The sequence below is a fragment of the Mycobacterium sp. NGS15 genome (assembly GCF_059813245.1).
Genome location: NZ_JCALEF010000005.1, coordinates 61,594 through 78,513, shown reverse-complemented (window position 1 = coordinate 78,513; position 16,920 = coordinate 61,594). Strand labels below are relative to the sequence as shown.

Below are 16,920 nucleotides of genomic sequence, written 5' to 3'. Positions count from 1 at the left end.
GTTCATTTGTGAATCTGCTACTACCGCCGACCTGACGTGAAAGCCCCCGAACGCTGGGCGTGCCGGGGGCTTTCATGTCTCGTGGCGTTGAGAGACCTAGAACTCCCAGTCCTCATCTTCGGTGTTCACGGCCTTGCCGATGACATACGACGAGCCCGATCCGGAGAAGAAGTCGTGGTTCTAAACAGCTACCAGTTCACGGGGCTGCGAGGGGCTCGACCTGCCCAAATACATCACGGTAACTCACGTTGGTTATCTGTAACTGTGGGCAGATTGTGGGCACGATGTGGGCACGCGCTTGCCACTCCCCTATAGCGGTTCCCCTATGTCGGGGAGCAGCGAAATATCCTGGGGTTTCCACCTGCGAAACATGTCCGCGGTTTCCCTGACGTTTCGCTTGGCCCACTCAGTATCGAACTCGCTGAGCCAGTCGTACTCGTACCGGAATCTGTCCTTTCGGTCACCTACTCGCGCGGAGGCTTCACGGGTGACGATGCTCTGGCAGTACCAATAGAGCAAGTCGTCGAGGCTGCCCGCCTTGTCGAACCCAAGTTGTCCGCGCTCATAGAAGGCGAAGTGGTAAGTACCATCTTCTGCCACAAAGATATTCAGGCCATCCTTGGTCAACAGCCCGACAGTCATGGGTCGGATATCTAGCTTCTGTGACAGCCGGTCTATCTCCAGTTGCAACTCACGCGATTTATCGTCCAAGGGGCGGCCCTTCCTTACTAAGTATCCCCAATCGTTCCAGTTCCCATACTGTCGGCCGAACGTCACCCGGCGCTTCGATCATGTATTGAACAGTCCCTGGTGACGGTGTTTGTCCGTAGAAAGGTTCGAGTGGCCCCTCCACGATTCGCCATCCGGGAGGTAGCGACTCTCCGGTAACCATGTACCGGTTGTACGCTCCACCAACTGATTCCGGCGCTAACGCGCGGTCCGCGAACGGTGTGCCATCAGGCGCGAGGTACCGGCCGAACTCGGAGCCAAACCTGTCGATGATCGTGCCCGCAGGTAGGTTCGCCTCCTGCGGGACGTATCCCGGTGGGAAGCCCTGATTCTCGGTCGGCCAGATCCGGGACTCTCCGGGTGTACCGAATTGGCTTTCAAAGTCCTTCCAGGGCATACCGCCGGTCGGGTTCCAGTCTCGCAGTATCGCTGCCGGTGCCCCACCCTCGGTGAGGATCTCGGCGGGCAGGCCCGCCCTGACTGCTAGACCTTCGCCGCCGAAGGGCAAGGTGGCTAGCCCGGGTGCGGTTTCCCCGGCTATCTGGCCGAAGGTGTAGCCCGGATTTGGTGAGTTGATCAAGTCCCTGGCGTCCTTGACATCGCTAATGCCCGCACCGATCGGATTGACGGCCCGCTCGAATACCTCTGTGCCAACGCCCTTGCCGAGGTCTTTCCAGCCGTCCATGAACTTATCGACGCCCTCTTGCCCAGTGAGATTGTGCACCCTGTCGAAGAAGCCGTTCCAGCCGTCCCCGAACCCTTCGGCGAAGCCCGGGCGTGGCGGCGCCTTTCCGTCAGGACTCTTCCACGGCGACGGTTCCTCCACGGTCTTACCCGGCGTGAGCACCCTGTTGAGTCCGGCGTCGATCTGCTGTGGGGTCCAGCCCTTAGCCTCCAGGTCCTTGCGTAGCGCGCCAAGTCCTGCCTTTGTGGCTGGACTGTTCGGGTCGAATGGCGGCACCGCTCCCACTGGACGAGTCGCCGCCGATGGCTGCGGGGCGTTGTTGGTGCTGTCGCCGACCCCGGGTATGGATCCCAGGCTGCCGATCTGGTGCCCGTCCACCGTGGTTTTCGGGTACAGCTTCTTGTAGTCGATCGCCTCGTTGCCGCCAGCGCCAGCCGGTTCGGTCCCGGCGGGCGCGGTCTTCTTGGGGTACAGCTCCTTGTAATTGACGCTGGTCGCGGTCACCGTGGCTGGACCCTCGCCGGGCTTGGCGGCATCACGCAGGGCCTTGCGTCCATCGGCGAAAGCTGTCTTGGGGTTGATGCAGCCAGTGATTGCCTGGGCCGCGGTATCGGCCTGGCCCTTGAGGGTTTGACAGCCCTTCTCCCACTTGGCGACATACTCCTTGATCAGCCGCTCAGATTCCTTGACGTGCTCGCGGTTTCGAGCTATCGACTCGTTACTCTCGCCCTCGGCCGGGTGATAGTCCATGTTGAAGCTCTGATCGATCGACACCCGATCCTTCTGCTCCAGCACCCTTTCCACGAGGTTCTGGCCGCCAGTCAGATTGGGCACCACCTCGTAGGTGATCGTGGCGGTGACAAGCTTGACGGCATCCTCGGCGGTGTCGTCGGCGTTATCGGAGCCGTGACAGTCGATGGCCGCCCGCTCATAGGCTGCATTCGCGGTAAGCCCCGTCCACTCCGTGCCCGCGGGGGCACCGGCCCAACGCTTGTAGTCGTCGTAGGCTTCCTTGAATTGCGTGGTCTGCGGTCGCCAGGTATCCACCACCGCCATATAGGCATTGGCCTTGGCCGCCATGAACTCATCGAGCGTCGTCACCGCGCGCCTACGTTTGGATGGGCGGCTTATAGATGCTGGGCAGGTTGCGGTAGCCGGTCCCCAGTGAACTCTCCGTGATCGTAAAATCCTGGTGCGCCTCGTCAGCGAAATCAGCGATCGTGTTCAACCGGGCAGCCCCGATCCGCTTCACATCCGCGATAGCCTTCGACACCCCATGCAGCGCCGCCAACCCCGGATCAGCACCAGCAGGCGCCGAACCACCGGCCGGAATGCTCCCCGTGATCTGACCGGCAAGCGTCCGCAGATGCGGACCAAGCTTCCCCAACGCCGCAAGATCAACCTTGAGCACGTTCTCATCGCCCGACATCGCGTCACCCCCCTTCGGCAAACACCCCAGTGATGCACAGCACACTACAGGCTCAGTACCCAATCTAGGCAACGACCAGAATCAGAAGCCGACTATCTGTCAAAGTCAGCCCCAGGTGTCGGCCCTGGATGCCTTGAATCATTGCCAGGGCCGGCGCCTCACCACAGGGCCCGGCACGCCACCAGAGGCCGATGCCGCCCCGTTCGGTCTAACCCACCCCCAGCGCAAGGGGGCGACACCCCCAATCCCGATTCATTCGCGAGACAGCGCCTTGGCAACAAAACGGAGCGCCGGTGCCTCTGTGCGGATACATTCCGGCGGTGAGCGAACAACCCGAGATTACCGAAGAGATGGCAGCAGCCAAGTGGCATAACGAAATCGGACCGGCCATCGAATCCGTCATGGACCGTCTGCAAGACCCGACCGACTTCCAAGTTTCCCCGCAGTCCGTGCTGGCAGACGACGACAGGGCAACCGACCCCTACCACTTGTCGCACAGCGCTCGGTGGTGCCTGAACTCGGGCGTCAACCACCTTCACGCCCTAAAAACGCTGATCGTCGATGCCCAAACACTGCACTCGGCTGCTTCCTACGGACTTGCCCGCGGAGCCCTTGAGAACCTCGGCGCCGGGTTCTGGATCCTTCATTCAGACAACCCCGTCATACGCATAGAACATGGCCTTCGTTGGTGGACCACGAACTTCAAAGACCAAGACCGCGCGACAAAGACAATTTCAAACCGGCCTCCTCTAGCGGCCAAACTCGACCGCGTCGAAGCGCTGGCACAGGCAGCGGCCTGCGATCTGACCAAGATCCGAAACGGATACAGCAGCACAGAGGCAATGACATATGCCGATGACCACTCAACGGCGTCGAGGCCGTATCTGATCTGGCAAATCTGCTCCGGATTTGCTCACGGCAGGCCATGGGCCAACCTCGTAATGAACGAAATGGAGCAGCGGCCCACTGAGATTTCTGGGGTATCGCTTGTTCGATTGACCGCCGACCACACACGCCTACTGGCCGTAACCATGCCAGCGATGCACTTGCTAGAGGATCTACTTCGCTTGTACCAGGGCCGATCTACACTCGCTTTAGGTTGGCAAGCCCCTTCAGGATTCGCCCCCCACTCAGTTTGACGCACCGGACAAGCGGCATCGCCCCAACCCGTTGCGGGCCGGTGGTGAATGTGATGTTCATGCAGCCGTCAGATTGGGGGCAACATGAAGCCACGCGCCCCCAGTTGGAGTCCTACGGTGAGGGAATGACGAGCTATCAAGAACCCACCGGCGAGAAGTGCATCAACGGACACCCGACCTACTACCAGGTCAACGAAATTCGAGGATGGGGCGGACCTCTAGATGTGAGGCGCCGTGGCCCATCATGCTGGCATGCGGCGTGTGCAGCTCATCAGCAGTGGCGCTCCAACGAGTAGCTGAGAACCAAGACGCACCCGCATGGTCGCTACATTGCGAGGATGGATGAGACACCCCCAGCCAGGATTACCGGCGCGGCCCGAAAATTGATTCGCGCCCGCGGTGTGTGGTTCTGGGCCGCCGTTATCGCCGTGGGCTCGGTGTCGCTCCTTTGGCTGGGCAGCCAGATAGCCAAGTGGGCTGGGCAGGATGTTCAGTGGTACACGGGCTTTGGTCAATGGCTGGGCGCTATGGGGAGTCTGATTGCGGCCGGGGTGGCGCTGTGGATCGCTGTCACCGATCGCCGTCAGGCCGATATGCAACGCGATGCTGATTTGGCACGCGAAGCTGGGTTGGTACGTGTCACAGCCGAGAAACTAGCTCAGAGGCACGTGGCCGGCTCGAGGCTTCGCGCGGCCGTAGGGATTCGAAATCGTCGCATTAGCCGCATCTTTGACATCAGGGTGACGCGGTTTGTGATGCAAGGGCAGGACGTTCCCTTGGAGTTGGCGGAGGTCAATGGTTTCGATCTGTACCCATCCGAGAGGAGAACCTTTTACACCGGCACCAACATCACGAACGTAGTGGTTGAACCGGACAAGTTGCTGGTCTTGTTTCCCTCAGGCATCCCGGATGTTCCGGCTGATTACGTTGCAGTCGAATACACCGACATGAACGGGCGCAGGTGGAAAGTGGACACCAACCAGGCTGTGATTCGGTTATGAGACGCACGAGAGCCCCGCTCAATCCAACCCTCTACTTGGTACGCATGCAGTCGGCGTGACCCTGTTGCTGCCCGACCCATTTCCCCGTTCACATAAAAAGACTGGTCAAGGGCTTTTTATCGGCACCAGCAAAAAGCGCGTGGGGCGATGCCCGCGTTAGCACGGGGCGTCTGACCTGTGTAAATCCGGAATCTCAATGTCAATTGTATTGACACGCCTATAGCGGAAGCTGTTGTGGGGCATCGGAATACCCCCCGATTGGCTTATGCCGGAAAATATCAGGATCCGTACACAGCGGATTTCACAGAGCGTTACGGCTGTCCAGGGCTGCCCGGGGAGGGGGTGGTGCCCTGGGTATTAGGTTTCCTGCGAGGATGCGAGCCATGTGTGCTGCACTCATCGGGACCATCAGCTGGCTCTGGCACGTGGCATCAAGCCTTTGGAACTGGTCTGCCGATCATCTGCCCGGCTTCGCAGGAAAGACCGTCGAGAACATCGTCTCGTTGGCGACGGTCCTGGCTCTTGGCGTTGCGTGGTGGCAACTCACTCTCGAGCGCCGCCAAGCTACCGGTCGAGTACTCAGCTTCAATGCGTGGCGACGTGAAGGTCACTCCGAGGAACCCGACGGGGTTCTTTACGAACTGTGCGAGGCAACCATAGAACTCGTCGGCAACCGCACCCTTGAGGCCGTCTCCGTTCACGTCGAGGTCGATGGGGCCGTGGTGCAGCTCAAACAGGTGGACGACACGAAGCCCTTTCCAACCATGCCCACCTTGACTCGTGCGGACAAGACTGTGACGTGGCAGTTCTACCTGCCGGTCAATGACATCGCTAAGGCGTGGTGTGTCTTATCTTGGCAGGAGCCACGCAACGGAGGACTCAGGACGCAGGCCGTGCGCCAGCGTCTCGTCCTCACCGACACCGCAATGTACGAATGGCAATGGTTCATTTGGCATCAGCATCGGCTACGGTTCCGGCGTTGGGCAAGTACTCATGGCCCCAGACTGTTCCGACGGATCTTCGGCGCTCCCAGGCCGCTAGGCAAGTACAAGCAGGTTCGCAATCTGGAGCTGCTCAACGGCGAGGGCCCATTCCGGCAGCCCTAGGCGACAATCACCCACGGTCCTCGGTGCGGGCACAGTGGCGCGGCCCTGCGCAGATGCGTTGAACCGCAGACTCAGTAGAGCGGTAGGCCTGCGTTGAAGCGGTCGATTCGACGTTTAATCCCAGAGAATGTCTGGTCGAAGGACTGAGCAATTTCCCAGAATGCGTCACCAAAAATCCGGACTACGTCGGCGGACAGTAGTGGGTCAGGACTCTGGTTTGCTGCGAAGAGGTCTACGAGCGGTCGCGTTGCAGGCAACCCATTACTCAAGTCCAGGCCCGCAATGACCGCCGAGAACTCCCCGAAGAGCAGTCGTGCCAATTCCTCATCGGTCGGATCCGCTGCCCTAAGTTGAGCCTCCAGATTCTTCAGCCGCGCCGAAGCGCCCCGTAGTTCCTCAACGTTCCACATCTCATGTTTGTAAATGTCGCGCATAGTGCCCCCCTGGCAATTGAGTTATGCGCATACCCTACGCAACCCGCCGGCTCAAACCGGGGAGGCAGGTCAGCGAATCGGTGTTTCGCGCTCGTAGTGCGCGGCGCACTCTCCGCGAGATCGGTTGTCGGGCGGCACGGTGCAGGTCGGCGCTGGCCGGTTGTCTGTCGGGTCGTGGCGTCGCCTTGCCCTGCCCGATGCATTTCAGGGTTTGACACCGTGCCGCCGTGGTCTACCAGTGCCGTGGTGTGTTCCACAGGTCGGTCGCGGCCGGTGCGGTGCCGGGGGCAGGGGCGGCATGGGCGAGGGGGCGGTGGTCTTCCTCGCTGGCGAGTAGGTCGGTGATTTGTCGGGGTGTGGGGCACCAGATGCCGGTGTCGTTGCGGATGAACCAGAGCAGTTTCTCGACGGGATCAGTGGGCCAGGGTGTGTCGCCGAATTGGTCGATCCGCTCGGTGCTGGTGTGCCCGCGCCAGCCGGGGGCGGCCGCGGACAGGTTGCGGTGGTAGTAGAGGCGGGCCTCGGGGTCGGTGATGCGTTGGTTCTCGTCCCCGCATGCAGCGCGGTCGAAATGGACAGTGTCGCAGCGGTACACGGTGCGCTGGGCGTCGCGCAGGGTGTCGTAGTCGCGGCGCGCGTCGGCGAGGGTCTTCCAGTGTTTGGAGAGGCCGTGGTCGATAGCGTCGGCGGCGCAGCCCACTTCATCCCCAAGATGCCCGGCGGCCACGGTGGCGCGGTCGATGAGGTCTTGGAGCTGGTTTGCGAGTTGTTCGATCAGTGTGGTGCTGCGCTGTTCGATGTGCTGCCAGGCTTGTTGCAGGGCACCGAATTCGACTTCGCCGAGCAGTGTGATCTGTGCGGCTGAGTCTGTGCCGTAGCGGCGGCGTGCGACCTCGCCGTCGATCCATTCGGGGGTGATCTGCTCGGGGGCGGTCGGCAGCGCTGGGGTCTGCGCCTCGGCTCTCTGGGCGATCTCGACGGCGAGTGTGGCGGCGCGTTCGGCGGTGGCGGTGGCCACCAGGTACTCGGGGATATCGGCGAGCATGGTGGTCAGGTGCGGGTTGTGCCGGGACCGTACGGCCACTGGATGGTTGCGGCTACGGAACGGCACATTGGTTGTCTCAGGGGATGTTTCGGGCAGGTGGGTGTTCATCAGATGGGGTCCTTGTCTAGTCGGTGATGTAGCCGCGTCGGCGGGCTTCGGCGAGTCCTTCGTTGGCTTTGCGGGGCCGGAAGTTCTCGGCGTTGCCGGGGTTTTCGTTGGCCAGCGGGATAGTTGAGACGCGGGTGGCGGGCCTTACTCGTTTGACCAGCGCGTCCCAGTCGGTGTCGGGCATGGCGCGCAGGTGCTGCTCGAAGGCATCGGATAGATCGGGCATCAGGTTCTCCTAGTCGGTGGCGAAGATCGCGGTGGCTTCCCGCGCGAGTGGGCGGATGGTGCGGGTGGGTGTCGGTGTCGGGTCGGTGCGCAGGCGGCGATCGGTCCACAGTCCCTCGAGCTGTTGCATGGTCGGCACCCATGGACGCGCCTTGCTTGTGGCGAGCCAGATCAGCTGGCCGATCGGATCGGCCGGCCACGGGCGCCGGTCGGGCGGTGGGCCTTGCAAGCGGATGACTCCGGTCTGGGGTCCGCGCCAGCCGGGCAGCACGTGATCGAGGTTGGCCAGCACCAGATCTGACGCCATCGGGTCATCGATGTGTTCGGAGACCGCATTGCCCAAGAGGAGCGGATCGGCAATGCGGTACATGAGGGTGTGTTGGCCCTCTCGGATCCGGTCGTATGCCTGGCGCAAGGGCGCGAGCTGCCGCCAGGCATCAGCGGCCCCGGCGGCGATGGCTTCGGTTGCCGTACGTGCGCCGTGGAGACGGTCGGTGATCGCAACAGCTTGGACGATTACCGAATCGAACTCGCCCGCAAGCGCCGAGAGCAGCACATGGGCGTGTGCGTGCGGAGCGTTGGATAGCGCCATGTTGCACTGCTGCACCTGCGCGGCCAGGGCGTTGACTTGTTCTTGCCAGAGGCGCCGCGCATGCGCGGACTGGTTGACTTCGGTGAGCCAGCCGTCGATGTCGTCGGTGGCCTCGTGGGGCGGCGCCGGCGCAGTGGGTGGGGTCAAGCTCACCTGATGAGCAATCAGCTTGGCGCGCAGTGTCACCAGGCGCGCATGGTCGGGGATCCGGTGCAGGGCGGCGGCCAAGTATTCGTTATCAGGAAGGAACGGTGTGCTGGCCAGAAGTGGTGTCGTCATCGCTGTCCCTCCTTGCTGCCGAAGCGGCGCTTGGCGGCTGCCTTGCCGTCTGCGCCCGGCCCACTGCCGTGCGCGGCTTCGGGGGTGCGTACCTCGGCCACCAGCGCCGACCACTCCTGCTCACTCAGGCTCGATAGGTGCTGCTTGAACGCGTCGGCGATGTCTGCCATCGTCTCTTCCTTTCACATACTCACGGACCGCTGTGGCTTGGAAAGCCCATCGGCCGCATATCTTTTGGCCCTCTAGGTCGGTGGCGATGCGTTGCAGCTGCCGTGGCGAGATTCCGAGCAGCCGGGCGGCCTGCACGCTGCCGATCAATTCCTCTGACTCCAATAGTGTTGGATCACTGCCGGTTTCATGTCCTGTGTCGGACACCAGTGCGGCCAGGTCGAGGTGGCAGGCAAGGCGGGCCATCCATGACGGGACCGGGATACCTGCGCGGGCACGTCGATCGATCAACTCATTGCAGCAATACAGCGCGGCTTGGAGGTCATCTCCGGAGAGGTTCACGCTCGCCTCTGCCCGTGCGCGCGTCACTCACGCCGTCTTGCCCTTCGCTTGCTGCTGGCGGGCAGCCCGGTACTCGGCTGGCGTGGAGAATGATCCGTCCGAGTGGGTGCCGTCGTGTGCAACGCGCAGCGCTATCCGATCTTTCTCGGCTTTCGCGTGGGCATCGGTGGGCCGGTCCGTCGATGCGTCGGGTGCGGGGGCGCCGTCGCAGTCGTCGCACAGGGCGGCGGTAGCGGCCGCCGGGAGCTGAACGTAGCAACGCTCACAAGTGGTAGGACGGGGCGGTTTCACGGTCTCCTCGGGGGTTGGGGTCGGATTTGAGATCGCACCCTCAGGCGGGCGGTCTGGGTGTGATGAACTGGCGGTTTGCCTTTGGGCGGGTACGTCTTTGGGTTCACCCTGAACTTTCGGTTCACCCTTCTTGACCTGCGGTGATTGACCCTGAACCGGTGGTTCACCCTGAACTCCGGAAAGCCGGTATCGAGTCCCTCGCTCGACGGCGCAGGCAACCACCAAACCCCCATGTTCCAGCAAAGCAATAGCCTGATCGAACATGTCGCGGCGATCACGCTTGCCCATACGACTGCGCAGCACATTGCCCGCCTGCTCACCATCGCGCTCCAGCGTCTTGAGGATGGATCGCTTGACGCCATCGAGGAGGCGGTCGTCATAGATCGCGTCACCAGCGGCGCGTGCCGTCGCCCGGTCACGTACCTTTGCCCGCTGGGCAGCCTTGGCCTGTTCCACGATCCAGTCGCGGGTGGCATTCGATACAGCCATCACCGCACCAGAGAGCTGCCAGTCCAGTTCGGAGACTGCGGAGCGGTGGTGCAGGATCGCCAGTGTCGCGGCCACCTTGAGCCGCGTCAGCAGGGCGTGCCCGTCCAGAGCGTCAGCGTCGCCGCGTTGGCGGGCCAGGTGCGCTGTGATGACGCTCTGGCGGATCTCTGTTGGCCCGTAGATGATCTCGACCACGCCGTCGCTATCTGGCCCCCACGCGGGCAGCTGGGTGTTCAGCGGCTCCGGGTCAGCGGGTGCGTCGGCGGGCATGGAGGGGTCGGTGGTCGGGAACCACAGGAACCGTTGCGGTGTGCCGCCGGTGGTGTCATCCAGGATCACCCCGCAGTGACCGGGCTGCGCGCCCAGCGACAGGCAGCAACGGTAGGAGTGCGCTTGCACGATGCGGCTGGTGGCCTTTGAGGCGTTGGCCTGTCCGATCTGCTCGCCCATCGCCACACTCTTGAGCTGCGCCAGCAGGATCGAACCCTGACGCGATGCGAGCCCGGCCAGGGTGTCGATCTCAGGGACGTTCAGGATCGCGCGCGTCGTCGGCGGATCGGAATTCTCATCCTCCTTATCGTGGCGCTTGAACGTGGCAGCCAGGCCCTCTCCGGATCCGATCGGCTGCTCCATGATGTCCGCCGGCCAGGCCAGGCGGGCCACCTTGTCCGAGATGCCCTTACCGCCACCGGAAGCCGACACGAACGCCGCCATGAGGTTGAGACTGGCGCGTCCACCAATCAACCCCGGCAGCTGCACGTCCGGTTCAGCGGTGGCCGCCACCCGCAGCAGCACCGCACCGAACACCGCCCAGGGTGCGGCATACCGAGCGCGCGCCCACTGATGAATCGTCTGCAGTTCTGTCGTCGCGGTGAAGAACTCGTCGTTGTTCAAGATGCCCTCTTCCGGGGGATGTAGTTCGGGCCGCGACCGGCAAGGGTTGCATTTGAAATGCGACCCCAATCAGCAGCTGCGGAAACAGATTTCGACGCCTCAGATGAGGCGATCTGGCCGAGCTCGATACGGAGCACGTGATGCTCACCGGCGACAGCCAGCGCCAGCAGCTTGCACGGATCACCATCGGCCAGGGCACACCACGCCGGGGTACCTGCCATCGGCAAGCTGGTATTCGCCTGCCGGACAACAGCGGTGATGAACTCGTGTACGGCCCACCAACTGACTTCAAAGGAGGCGGGCGAGCGCCCCGGCGCGATCACCGGGGCCTCCACCTCCTTGCCATTCACCACGAGGCCTCAAAAGCCCGTCGTGCACGTTCCTCCAGTTCAGCCATTTCAGGGTCAACCCTGAATAGGGATTCCGCGGCGTAGACCGAAGAACTCAACCCATCTACCTCGCTCTTTATCGGCTCCGATGAAAAGGTCCCAGCTGTCCGGCGCCAGCAGGCCGGTCCACACTGGCGGCTGACCGACCGCGCGGCCTTGATCGGCCGATTGCACCGCTGGCAGCGGTCTGCGTCGGCGGTCACGACAGCTCCTCAGTGATCCCAAGAAGCCGATCGACCGTAGACGCGTCCAAATCAAGGGTGCGACTCGACAGCTCGAGGAGCTTGGACAGCAGCGCTACTCGACGCCGCTTAAGACGCTGAGCATTGGCTATCCGGAGGCAGTCCGGGCAATCCAGAACATCCCAACCCTCCGGCGGGCAATCCTGGTCGTATCGCTGTACTTCGCCGAGACGTGGCTCGATCTGTTTATCGCCGGAGTCAGATAGGTCTTTGACTCGTCTGGGCAGAAAATCGATCGCCACGGGCGCCCTGTTCGTTGGCGACCGATCAACGATTTCGCCGCAGAGTGCCGTGACCGCGAAAGTGCCTTCCAGATCAGCCTTCTCGATGTCGCACTGGAAGGCCAGGTGACTGCGGTAGGGATTTGCCTGCCTGCCCATACGGTACTTCTCACGAATACGGTCGGGTTCGACCCATGACTTCGACGTACCCCCCAACGCGATCCGCTGTAGCTCCTCGGCATGATCCCGAAAAACATCGTTGCGGACCAGCAGAGCGTGACGAGTGACCCGGCCGCACGCTGAGCACTTGAGGTCCGCAGTCTCCCGATGCCAATCCCGATCCACCGGGCCCCGAAGGTAGTAGTTCTCCTGCCGGTAATTCCGGGGCCGTCGGCACGTACGCAGATTTCCGCACGTGCAGCACAGCGCCTGTCTCCCCCACGGAGAAGGTGTCGGGCCTACCGAACCGCCGGTCGTTGCAGGTAAAGTCATCTTCGAACGTCCTTTCACTTAACGGATGGGTGGGTGTTCAGAACTGCTCCGGCCCGGTGCTCTAACACCGGATTCAGCTGGAGCAGTTCGCATTTCATCGGTGTTGTCGTTCTCGATGAGACCTAAATCCGCATGGCAGTCCTGCGGATAGGCCCGCATTAGGCCGCACCTCGCGGATCGTCGGTGCGCTGGCAGGTGTTGGCATCCAGGTACTTCCGGACGTCGGCCCACCGATAGATGACCTTGCGCCCGACTTTGACGAATTTCGGCCCGAGCCCCCGATAGCGCATCTGCGCTAGACCAGCGTCGCTGGTGTGCAAATAGGCGGCGACTTCCCTGGCCGTCGCTGTTTCGTCCAACACAATGACTCCTTTTATCGATTGAGTGTCAAACTTTGTCACTCAATCGAGAGATAATCACAGTGAGGTCACGTTGTCAAGGTTCGGTGATTGACTGTCAAACTTTGTGTGTCATCATGATGAGATGGCAGGCCGCGCACCCGAAACTGGAAACACCGCCGAGACCGTTCGCGAGAACGTCCAGCGCCTACGCGCAAATCAAAACCTGACGTGGACTCAGCTGTCAGAACGTCTCGAAGCGCTCACATGGAAGTTGACGCCCGTTGCCCTTAGGAACATCGAGGAAGGAAAGCGGCGCGTCGGAGTGGATGACCTGACGGCTCTTGCTATGGCGCTTGGCGTTTCCCCTGCAACCCTGCTGATGCCAAACAGCTCCCATGCCGACTGCTCTGTTGAGGTAACCGGGATGTCGGAACCCTGGGAGGTCCAACATGTTTGGGCATGGTTGACGGCCGCACAACCCCTCCCAGGAACCACCTCGTTATTGGATTTCTGGGCCCTAGCACTGCCCGACTGGCTACGTAAGCGAATGTGGGACGCCTTCGAGAAGAACAAGCGGGTCCTGCCGCCTTCCGCCTTCTTGCTGGAACCGACAGCACCGGAGATCGATGGCGACGATAAGTAGGTACGAAACAACTTCGGGTAAAACGCTTTACCGCGTCCGGTACCGCACCCCGGACCATCGCCAGACCGACAAGCGTGGCTTCAAGACGAAACGCGACGCCGAGGCATTCGCGTCAACCGTCGAGGTATCCAAGCTCAGGGGCGAGTACGTCGCGCCGGCCGATGCAAGAGTGACGGTCGGTGAACTCGGTCAAGCGTGGCTAGAACGCCAGCAGGGGCATCTAAAGCCGAGCGGCTACAACGTCATGGAAGCTGCATGGCGACTCCGGGTGGAACCACGTTGGGGCCGCGTCGCAATCGGTGACGTCAAACCCACTGCCGTGCAACAGTGGATTGCGGAAATTGGGCGCGGCACAGAGACAATGAGACCTGCCGGGGCAAGCGTCGTGAAGAGAACGCACTACGTGCTGTCTCGCATCCTGGCTGACGCTGTGCGCGACAACCTCATCGCCCGCAACGCTGCCGCGGGCGCGGCCCTCCCCCGCACCACACGGAAGCCACCTGTCTACCTCACCCATGAGCAGGTGGGCGTGCTGGCGACTGCCAGCGGCGAATACGAGAGTTTGGTACTGACGCTGGCATACACGGGCGTCCGGTGGGGTGAGGCCATCGGGTTGCGCGTGCGCGGTCTGGACGTGCTGCGCAAGCGGGCTAGGCTCACCGAGAACGCCGTCCAGTCCGCCGGCGAGATCCACGTCGGCACACCCAAGGCCCACAAACAGCGGACCGTGCCCCTGCCTGAGTTCCTGTTGCCCTACTTGGCCGCTCAATGTGAAGGCAAGGCCCGTGACGACCTGCTGTGGCCCGGAGATGACGGCAGGCACCTGCGCCGCCCGCACCCGACCTCGGGATGGTTCGCCAAGGCAGTCACCGCATCACGAGTGCCCCGGATGACGCCACACGATCTGCGTCACACCGCAGCCAGTCTCGCGGTGTCGGCGGGCGCGAACGTCAAAGCCGTTCAGAAGATGCTCGGACATGCCAGCGCCGCCATGACATTGGATGTCTATGCCGACCTATTCGATGATGATCTAGAGGCAGTCGCGCGGGCATTGAACGATGCGCGCCGTCATTCAACGCCCGCGTAGGCAGCCGTCTTTTGGAACCGTTCGACACGAGAACGCCTCCGTGGTGTCCACATCCACGGTTTGATGCGGTTTGACACGGTTTGACACAGTTTTGCCGCGTCCCCACGTTTTTAGATCAGTGGGCTAGCCTATGGACAACATCTACAAAGTAGACGTTGCCGTGAAAACTAAAAAGGGAGCGAAGTGGCCGCCGCTCGCAACGTTCGAACCACTTCGCCCAACCGGGTCACCAGGACAGGCCGCCAAACCGGGGCGGAACTGTACTAGCTATCCAATCCGAGAATGACCGGACGGTCCACGAACCTGGTGACACGTCCGGTCATTCTCGCCTGGTCTCTAGCCTAAGCGACGGTGCGCGTAAGTGGCCGCAACACAATGTGTTGTGGGTGCGTGTCGCTCCTTCCGGCTCGATCGCCCGGCACTCCCCCTATCCAATGTGAATGCCCGAGACTGTGGGCAAAATGTGGGCACGGGGTGAGCAGAGCGCCTCGTGTAGGTTTGCCCACCCCGTGGCATTAGAAGTCCCAGTCCTCGTCTTCGGTGTTCACGGCCTTGCCGATGACATAGCTGGAGCCCGATCCGGAGAAGAAGTCGTGGTTCTCGTCGGCGTTCGGCGAGAGCGCCGACAGGATCGCCGGGTTCACATCGGTCTCGTCCCGCGGGAACATGGCCTCATATCCGAGGTTCATCAGGGCCTTGTTGGCGTTGTAGCGCAGGAACTTCTTGACGTCCTCGGTGAGCCCCACCTCGTCATAGAGGTCCTGGGTGTACTCAACCTCGTTGTCGTACAACTCAAATAGCAGCTCATATGTGTAGTCCTTGAGCTCGGTGCGCGTGGCCTCGTCGACGCGCTCCAGACCCTTCTGGAACTTGTAGCCGATGTAGTACCCGTGCACCGCCTCGTCGCGGATGATGAGCCGGATGACGTCGGCGGTGTTGGTGAGCTTGGCGCGGCTCGACCAGTACATCGGAAGGTAGAAGCCCGAGTAGAACAGGAAGCTCTCCAGCAAGGTCGAGGCAACCTTGCGCTTGAGCGGCTCGTCACCCCGGTAGTACTCCATGACGATCTCGGCCTTGCGTTGCAGGTTCGGGTTCTCCTCCGACCAGCGGAACGCGTCGTCGATATCGCGCGTGGAGCACAGCGTGGAGAAGATCGAGCTGTAACTCTTGGCGTGCACCGACTCCATGAACGCGATGTTGGTGTACACCGCTTCCTCGTGCGGAGTGATCGCGTCGGGGATCAAACTGACCGCGCCGACAGTGCCCTGAATGGTGTCCAGCAGCGTCAGGCCCGTGAAAACCCGCATGGTCAACTGCTTTTCGAGATCGGTAAGGGTGTTCCACGACGGGATGTCATTGGATACCGGCACCTTTTCGGGCAGCCAGAAGTTACCGGTGAGCCTGTCCCAGACCTCGGCATCCTTCTCATCGGGAACCCGGTTCCAGTTGATCGCCGAGACCCGGCTGACCAGCTTAAGTTTTTCACTCACGAGACCACTCCTGGAGAACGTCAAACAGATTCGCGGGATTCGCTGACTGTGTCACAGACACTACCCCTGGGGTGAGACATCACGGTGCAACACAACGTGTTGTGGTTAAGCGTGTCGAGCCCAATCGCGAGAATTCCTAGTGACGCAAACTTGACACGTGTAAAGTCCGTGGTCATGGGCTCATCCAGGGACAAGATCTACGGGAAAACTATCGCCATCACCGGTGCCGCACGCGGGATCGGATATGCCACCGCCACCGCACTGCTGCGCCGGGGTGCTCGGGTGGTGATTGGCGACCGCGATGTCGAGGCACTCGGCGCCGCAGTCGAGGGCCTCAAGGAAGAAGGGAACGTCGATGCCCATCCCGTGGATGTGACCGACCCCGCCTCGTTCAAGCGTTTTCTGGAGGCTGCCGGTGCCGGCGGACCGGTCGATGTTCTCATCAACAACGCGGGCGTCATGCCGATCGGGCCGTTCCTGTCCACGAGCGACGGCGCGATCCGGTCGATGCTGGAGGTCAACCTGTACGGCGTCATCAACGGGTGCCGTCTGGCGCTTCCTGAGATGGTGGCGCGCCGCAGCGGTCAAATCGTCAACATCGCATCCGTGGCCGGCCTCATGGCGGCACCCGGTATGGCGGTGTACAACGCCTCCAAGTTCGGGGTTGTCGGCCTGTCCCGTGCGCTGAGCGACGAGTTCGAGCCGCAAGGTGTCCAGGTCAGCGCCGTATTACCGACCTTCACCAACACCGAATTGATCGCAGGCACTGATTCGACGGGCGCGCAGAAACCCGTCGAACCCGAAGACATCGCGGCGGCCGTGGTGCGGATCATCGAGAAACCGCGCATCCAGCTCACCGTCCCGAAGCCACTCGGTGCGGTGACCACGATCGTCAATTCACTGCCCACCAAGGTCCGCCGATTCATGAGCAAGAAGACCGGAACCGACCGCGTGTTCCTCGACATCGACACCAACGCACGCAGTGCGTACGAGAACCGTGCCGGTTCTAGCCTGGGTGTGACCAAACCCGAGGGCGAATAGACGCACTCGCGGCCCTTA

General features: G+C 62.0%; 19 protein-coding genes and 1 pseudogene. 6 read left to right on the top strand and 14 right to left on the bottom strand.

Features of this window, described 5'->3' with window-relative positions:
• Nucleotides 1–96 precede the first annotated feature (96 nt).
• The 4 genes and pseudogenes from AC5Y5C_RS14850 to AC5Y5C_RS14835 form a co-directional block, all read right to left on the bottom strand.
• Nucleotides 97–180 (bottom strand): annotated as a pseudogene (locus AC5Y5C_RS14850) (hypothetical protein); the annotation flags it as partial.
• Between the two features lie 129 nt (nt 181–309).
• Nucleotides 310–642, bottom strand: a complete 333-nt coding sequence (locus AC5Y5C_RS14845; RefSeq protein ID WP_499974545.1) for an Imm63 family immunity protein — start codon at nt 640–642, stop codon at nt 310–312.
• A 58-nt stretch (nt 643–700) separates the two neighbouring features.
• Nucleotides 701–2,515 carry a TNT domain-containing protein gene (locus AC5Y5C_RS14840; RefSeq protein WP_499973442.1) on the bottom strand — a complete coding sequence of 605 codons (1,815 nt, stop codon included), beginning with the start codon at nt 2,513–2,515 and terminating at the stop codon, nt 701–703.
• Nucleotides 2,516–2,522: 7 nt separating this feature from the next.
• A complete protein-coding gene (locus AC5Y5C_RS14835; RefSeq protein ID WP_499973440.1) occupies nt 2,523–2,843 on the bottom strand; it encodes a hypothetical protein in 321 nt (106 codons plus the stop codon).
• Nucleotides 2,844–3,163: 320 nt separating this feature from the next.
• Here AC5Y5C_RS14835 and AC5Y5C_RS14830 point away from each other — a divergent pair, with 320 nt between their 5' ends.
• The 3 genes from AC5Y5C_RS14830 to AC5Y5C_RS14820 all read left to right on the top strand — a co-directional run bounded on the left by AC5Y5C_RS14830 (nt 3,164) and on the right by AC5Y5C_RS14820 (nt 6,089).
• Entirely contained in the window at nt 3,164–3,982 is an 819-nt protein-coding gene (locus AC5Y5C_RS14830; protein WP_499973438.1) for a hypothetical protein, read from the top strand.
• Between the two features lie 338 nt (nt 3,983–4,320).
• Nucleotides 4,321–4,983 (top strand): hypothetical protein, encoded by a 663-nt coding sequence (locus AC5Y5C_RS14825; protein ID WP_499973437.1) that lies wholly within the window; start codon nt 4,321–4,323, stop codon nt 4,981–4,983.
• Between the two features lie 383 nt (nt 4,984–5,366).
• Nucleotides 5,367–6,089 carry a hypothetical protein gene (locus AC5Y5C_RS14820; RefSeq protein ID WP_499973435.1) on the top strand — a complete coding sequence of 241 codons (723 nt, stop codon included), beginning with the start codon at nt 5,367–5,369 and terminating at the stop codon, nt 6,087–6,089.
• Between the two features lie 71 nt (nt 6,090–6,160).
• Here AC5Y5C_RS14820 and AC5Y5C_RS14815 read toward each other — a convergent pair whose 3' ends face one another.
• The 9 genes from AC5Y5C_RS14815 to AC5Y5C_RS14775 all read right to left on the bottom strand — a co-directional run bounded on the left by AC5Y5C_RS14815 (nt 6,161) and on the right by AC5Y5C_RS14775 (nt 12,662).
• Nucleotides 6,161–6,523, bottom strand: a complete 363-nt coding sequence (locus tag AC5Y5C_RS14815; protein ID WP_499973432.1) for a hypothetical protein — start codon at nt 6,521–6,523, stop codon at nt 6,161–6,163.
• 232 nt (nt 6,524–6,755) lie between these two features.
• Entirely contained in the window at nt 6,756–7,676 is a 921-nt protein-coding gene (locus AC5Y5C_RS14810; protein WP_499973429.1) for a hypothetical protein, read from the bottom strand.
• 16 nt (nt 7,677–7,692) lie between these two features.
• Complete coding sequence (locus AC5Y5C_RS14805) at nt 7,693–7,902, bottom strand: hypothetical protein (protein WP_499973428.1); 210 nt, start codon at nt 7,900–7,902, stop codon at nt 7,693–7,695.
• 9 nt (nt 7,903–7,911) lie between these two features.
• On the bottom strand, nt 7,912–8,772 hold the full coding sequence (locus AC5Y5C_RS14800) for a hypothetical protein (RefSeq protein WP_499973426.1): 861 nt from the start codon (nt 8,770–8,772) through the stop codon (nt 7,912–7,914).
• Nucleotides 8,769–8,942, bottom strand: a complete 174-nt coding sequence (locus tag AC5Y5C_RS14795; RefSeq protein WP_499973423.1) for a hypothetical protein — start codon at nt 8,940–8,942, stop codon at nt 8,769–8,771. The genes AC5Y5C_RS14800 and AC5Y5C_RS14795 overlap by 4 nt, the downstream gene beginning before the upstream one ends.
• Before the next feature lie 367 nt (nt 8,943–9,309).
• Complete coding sequence (locus AC5Y5C_RS14790) at nt 9,310–10,956, bottom strand: hypothetical protein (RefSeq protein WP_499973422.1); 1,647 nt, start codon at nt 10,954–10,956, stop codon at nt 9,310–9,312.
• Nucleotides 10,953–11,306, bottom strand: coding sequence for a DUF2742 domain-containing protein (locus AC5Y5C_RS14785; RefSeq protein WP_499973419.1), 354 nt, complete (start codon nt 11,304–11,306; stop codon nt 10,953–10,955). Before AC5Y5C_RS14785 ends, AC5Y5C_RS14790 begins: the two co-directional genes overlap by 4 nt.
• Nucleotides 11,307–11,544: 238 nt before the next feature.
• Nucleotides 11,545–11,967 (bottom strand): hypothetical protein, encoded by a 423-nt coding sequence (locus AC5Y5C_RS14780; RefSeq protein ID WP_499973417.1) that lies wholly within the window; start codon nt 11,965–11,967, stop codon nt 11,545–11,547.
• A gap of 491 nt (nt 11,968–12,458) precedes the next feature.
• Nucleotides 12,459–12,662: a helix-turn-helix transcriptional regulator gene (locus AC5Y5C_RS14775; RefSeq protein WP_499973416.1), complete on the bottom strand. Its 204-nt coding sequence runs from the start codon at nt 12,660–12,662 to the stop codon at nt 12,459–12,461.
• Between the two features lie 121 nt (nt 12,663–12,783).
• Here AC5Y5C_RS14775 and AC5Y5C_RS14770 point away from each other — a divergent pair, with 121 nt between their 5' ends.
• Entirely contained in the window at nt 12,784–13,284 is a 501-nt protein-coding gene (locus AC5Y5C_RS14770) for a helix-turn-helix domain-containing protein (protein ID WP_499973414.1), read from the top strand.
• Nucleotides 13,268–14,371 carry a tyrosine-type recombinase/integrase gene (locus AC5Y5C_RS14765; RefSeq protein WP_499973413.1) on the top strand — a complete coding sequence of 368 codons (1,104 nt, stop codon included), beginning with the start codon at nt 13,268–13,270 and terminating at the stop codon, nt 14,369–14,371. Before AC5Y5C_RS14770 ends, AC5Y5C_RS14765 begins: the two co-directional genes overlap by 17 nt.
• 515 nt (nt 14,372–14,886) lie before the next feature.
• On the opposite strand, the gene nrdF is transcribed toward AC5Y5C_RS14765, so the two are convergent.
• Nucleotides 14,887–15,861 (bottom strand): class 1b ribonucleoside-diphosphate reductase subunit beta, encoded by a 975-nt coding sequence (nrdF, locus tag AC5Y5C_RS14760; protein ID WP_078329659.1) that lies wholly within the window; start codon nt 15,859–15,861, stop codon nt 14,887–14,889.
• A gap of 174 nt (nt 15,862–16,035) precedes the next feature.
• On the opposite strand from nrdF, the gene AC5Y5C_RS14755 reads away from it, so the two are divergent.
• On the top strand, nt 16,036–16,902 hold the full coding sequence (locus AC5Y5C_RS14755; protein WP_499973411.1) for an SDR family oxidoreductase: 867 nt from the start codon (nt 16,036–16,038) through the stop codon (nt 16,900–16,902).
• Nucleotides 16,903–16,920 lie beyond the last annotated feature (18 nt).

Bases quoted from the DNA above. Each gene is read 5' to 3' on its own strand.
- AC5Y5C_RS14845 (WP_499974545.1), bottom strand. From the start codon at position 642: ATGACTGTCGGGCTGTTGACCAAGGATGGCCTGAATATCTTTGTGGCA.
- AC5Y5C_RS14835 (WP_499973440.1), bottom strand. From the start codon at position 2,843: ATGTCGGGCGATGAGAACGTGCTCAAGGTTGATCTTGCGGCGTTGGGG.
- AC5Y5C_RS14825 (WP_499973437.1), top strand. From the start codon at position 4,321: ATGGATGAGACACCCCCAGCCAGGATTACCGGCGCGGCCCGAAAATTG.
- AC5Y5C_RS14820 (WP_499973435.1), top strand. From the start codon at position 5,367: ATGTGTGCTGCACTCATCGGGACCATCAGCTGGCTCTGGCACGTGGCA.
- AC5Y5C_RS14815 (WP_499973432.1), bottom strand. From the start codon at position 6,523: ATGCGCGACATTTACAAACATGAGATGTGGAACGTTGAGGAACTACGG.
- AC5Y5C_RS14810 (WP_499973429.1), bottom strand. From the start codon at position 7,676: ATGAACACCCACCTGCCCGAAACATCCCCTGAGACAACCAATGTGCCG.
- AC5Y5C_RS14805 (WP_499973428.1), bottom strand. From the start codon at position 7,902: ATGCCCGATCTATCCGATGCCTTCGAGCAGCACCTGCGCGCCATGCCC.
- AC5Y5C_RS14800 (WP_499973426.1), bottom strand. From the start codon at position 8,772: ATGACGACACCACTTCTGGCCAGCACACCGTTCCTTCCTGATAACGAA.
- AC5Y5C_RS14795 (WP_499973423.1), bottom strand. From the start codon at position 8,942: ATGGCAGACATCGCCGACGCGTTCAAGCAGCACCTATCGAGCCTGAGT.
- AC5Y5C_RS14780 (WP_499973417.1), bottom strand. From the start codon at position 11,967: ATGGGCAGGCAGGCAAATCCCTACCGCAGTCACCTGGCCTTCCAGTGC.
- AC5Y5C_RS14770 (WP_499973414.1), top strand. From the start codon at position 12,784: ATGGCAGGCCGCGCACCCGAAACTGGAAACACCGCCGAGACCGTTCGC.
- AC5Y5C_RS14765 (WP_499973413.1), top strand. From the start codon at position 13,268: ATGGCGACGATAAGTAGGTACGAAACAACTTCGGGTAAAACGCTTTAC.
- AC5Y5C_RS14755 (WP_499973411.1), top strand. From the start codon at position 16,036: ATGGGCTCATCCAGGGACAAGATCTACGGGAAAACTATCGCCATCACC.